Source organism: Pseudomonas sp. TJI-51, from assembly GCF_000190455.2.
Lineage (GTDB): Bacteria > Pseudomonadota > Gammaproteobacteria > Pseudomonadales > Pseudomonadaceae > Aquipseudomonas > Aquipseudomonas juntendi.
Genome location: NZ_AEWE02000030.1, coordinates 63,118 through 64,318, shown reverse-complemented (window position 1 = coordinate 64,318; position 1,201 = coordinate 63,118). Strand labels below are relative to the sequence as shown.

At 67.2% G+C, this 1,201-nt stretch carries 1 protein-coding gene; it reads left to right on the top strand.

Features of this window, described 5'->3' with window-relative positions; all coding sequences use genetic code 11:
- Positions 1–1,201: cobaltochelatase subunit CobN (locus G1E_RS29275; protein WP_047149725.1), on the top strand; the 1,201-nt coding region annotated here is incomplete at both ends.

Here is a 1,201-nt window from a genome sequence, read left to right as displayed (position 1 = left end):
AGGTGCAGAACCACGCCTCGGTCGACCTGTACGTTGACCAGGTGCTGCGCCATTCCAAGGTCATTCTGGTGTCGCTGCACGGTGGCGTCGGTTATTGGCGCTATGGCGTAGAACAACTGGTCGAACTGGCGGCCCGTGGCGTGCAGCTGATCCTGGTGCCGGGCGACGACCGCCCGGACCCGGAACTGACCAGCCTGGGCAACGTCACCGGCGCGCAGGCCGAACGCCTGTGGCACTACCTGCGCCAAGGCGGCAAGGCCAACGCCATCAACCTGTTCAACTGCCTGGCCAGCCAGTGGCTGGGCCGCGACTATGCCTGGGACGAGCCGCAGCCGTTGCCGCGCACGGCGGTGTACCACCCACAAAAGGGCAGCGCGGCGCTGGAGGACTGGTACCCGCAGTGGCACCCCGAACACCCGGTAGCGCCGCTGCTGTTCTACCGCTCGCACCTGCAAGCCGCCAACACCGCGTTCATCGACGTGTTCTGCCAGCGCCTGCAGGCGGCCGGTCTGAATCCATTGCCGATCGCCGTGGCCAGCCTGAAGGAAAGCGCCTGCCTGGAGCAGGTCGAAGCCTGGCTGGACGAGGTCGGCGCCGAGGTGCTGGTCAACACCACCGGTTTTGCCATGTCCAGCCCCGAACGCCCCAACCTGCGCCCGTTCCGCCGTGATATCCCGGTGTTGCAGGCCATTTGCGCGCAGGACAACCAGCCCGGCTGGGAAGCCAGCGAGCAAGGCCTGGGTGCGCGCGACCTGGCCATGCACATTGCCTTGCCCGAACTGGACGGGCGCATCATCACCCGGCCGGTCAGTTTCAAGGACATGGCCTGGCGCAGCGAGCGCAGCCAGTCGGATGTGGTGTGCTACCGCGCCCACCCCGAACGCATGGACTTCGTCGCCGAGCTGGCGCGTCGTTGGGTCGAGCTGGCGCGCCTGCCCAATGGGCAGAAGCGCGTGGCCCTGGTGCTGGCCAACTACCCGACCCGGGATGGCCGTATTGGCAACGGTGTTGGCCTGGATACGCCCGCTGCGGCCTTGAACATCCTCAAGGCATTGCAAGCCGAAGGCTACCCGGTGGCCGACCTGCCGGGCAGTGGCACGCAGCTGATCCAGCAGTTGCTCGGTGGCGTGACCAACGACCTCGACCACCTCGACCAGCGCCCTTGCGCCCAGAGCTTGAGCCTGGCCGACTACCAGGCTGC